Genomic DNA, 1,789 nt, shown 5'->3' with positions numbered 1-1,789 from the left:
GGGCTTCGCTCGGTGGAGCTTCGGGTGCAGCATTGGCGTCGGGAGTTGAGGGCGCAGAAGCGCGCGACGGTTCGGTTTGAGACGGCGCCGGGACATCAGATGCAGATCGACTTTGGCGACACGCGGGCGTGGATCGGCGGCGAGCGTGTTCGGGTGCACCTGTTTGTGGCGACGCTGGGTTACTCGCGTCGGCTGCATATCCGTCCCTCGCTTCGGGAGCGCCAGGCGGACTGGTTCGAGGAGATGGAAGGAGCCTTCCTTCGCTTCGGCGGGGTTCCAACGGAAGTGCTGTTCGACAATCCGAAGGCGCTGGTCGAACATCACGATGCGACGACGCGGGAGGTGCGCTTCAATGTGAGGCTGCACACCTTTGCCCGCTACTGGGGATTTACGCCGCGGGCTTGTGCGCCCTACCGGGCGCATACGAAGGGAAAGGACGAACGCGGGGTCGGCCAGGTCAAGCGCAATGCGATCGCCGGCCGCCGGTTCGAGAACTGGCGGCGTTCGAGGCGCATCTGGACCGGTGGACACGCGAGATTGCCGATCAGCGTGTGCATGGCACGACCGGCGTGGCTCCTGCGGGGCGCTTTGCCGAAGAAGCCATGGCGCTTCGCCCTCTGGGCGGACGGGCACCGTTTGGGCAGCTGCGGGATCTCGTGCGCAAGGTCCAGGCGGACTGCGCAATCGACCTGGACACGAACAGTTACTCGGTTCCCTGGCGGCTGATCGGGGAGAGCGTCCAAGTCGTGGTGCTGGGCGGCCGCGTTATCGTGCGTCATGCGGGCGAGGTGGTGGCGGATCATGCCTTGTGCCGCGGGCGTCGCCAACGGATTGTCGAGCGCGCGCATCTTGCCGGCGTGGTCGGCGCTGCTGCGCCGGTGCGATCGGCGCCGGCGGAGATCGTTGCGCCTTCCGCTCTGTTGCGGCCGCTGGCCGAATATGAGGCACTGGTGGGAGGCAGCTGGTGATGACGACGGTCGATCACGAGATGTTGGTGGCTCAGCTCGACCGGCTGAAGCTGACCGCGATCCGGGATCAGCTCGATACGCTGCTGGACGAAGCGGCGCGTTCGCAAATGACCTTGCGCGAAGCTTTGGCCTTCCTGGTGACGCGCGAGATCGCGCGGTGCGACGAGCGACGCATCTCTATGGCAGGCAAGATCGCGCAGTTCCCGTTTGTGCGCGAACTCGATGGCTTCGACTTCGACGCGCAGCCGTCGCTGGATCAGCGCCAAGTCCGGGAGCTGGCGACCTGCCGCTGGATTGCTCATGGCGACACGGTCCTGTTCCTTGGACCTCCGGGTACGGGCAAGACACATCTGGCGGTGGCTCTCGGGCGCGAGGCGATCCGGCAGAACCATAGCGTCCAGTTCGTCACGGCGGCCACGCTCGTGGCGATGCTGGCCAAGGCCCATGACGACGGTTCACTCGAAAAGCAGCTGACGACCCTGTCGCGGCCGAAACTGTTGATCATCGACGAGCTCGGCTATCTCCCGTTCGAAGCCAATGCCGCGCATCTGTTCTTCCAGCTGGTGTCGCGGCGTTATGAGCGGGGATCGATCCTGATCACCTCCAACCGCTCGGTGGGCGAATGGGGCAGCGTGTTTGGCGATCCCGTGGTCGCGACCGCGATCCTTGATCGCCTGCTTCATCATTCGACGGTGATCACCATCCGCGGTGACAGCTACCGGCTTCGCGAAAAGCGGGGGGGGGGGGGGGGGGGGAGAGGGACGGGGCAAAGCCCGGGGACGCAGGAACCCCAAAAAAAGAGGGGGAAAAAAAAAGAAGAA

The 1,789-nt window shown here is 65.1% G+C and carries 1 protein-coding gene and 1 pseudogene; both read left to right on the top strand.

Annotated elements, in window-relative coordinates; all coding sequences use genetic code 11:
• A pseudogene (gene istA / locus NKH99_RS32575) lies at nt 1-968 on the top strand (IS21 family transposase); the annotation flags it as partial.
• Nucleotides 968-1,789 (top strand): IS21-like element helper ATPase IstB (gene istB, locus NKH99_RS32570; RefSeq protein ID WP_353017960.1); only part of this gene is annotated, 822 nt, incomplete at its 3' end. The pseudogene istA and the gene istB, both read left to right, overlap by 1 nt.

This window comes from Mesorhizobium sp. M0854, assembly GCF_040319815.1.
In the GTDB taxonomy this organism is placed as follows: Bacteria; Pseudomonadota; Alphaproteobacteria; order Rhizobiales; family Rhizobiaceae; genus Mesorhizobium.
The sequence above is the reverse complement of the archived record's forward strand: the minus strand, read 5'-3'. Positions and strand labels throughout refer to the sequence as shown.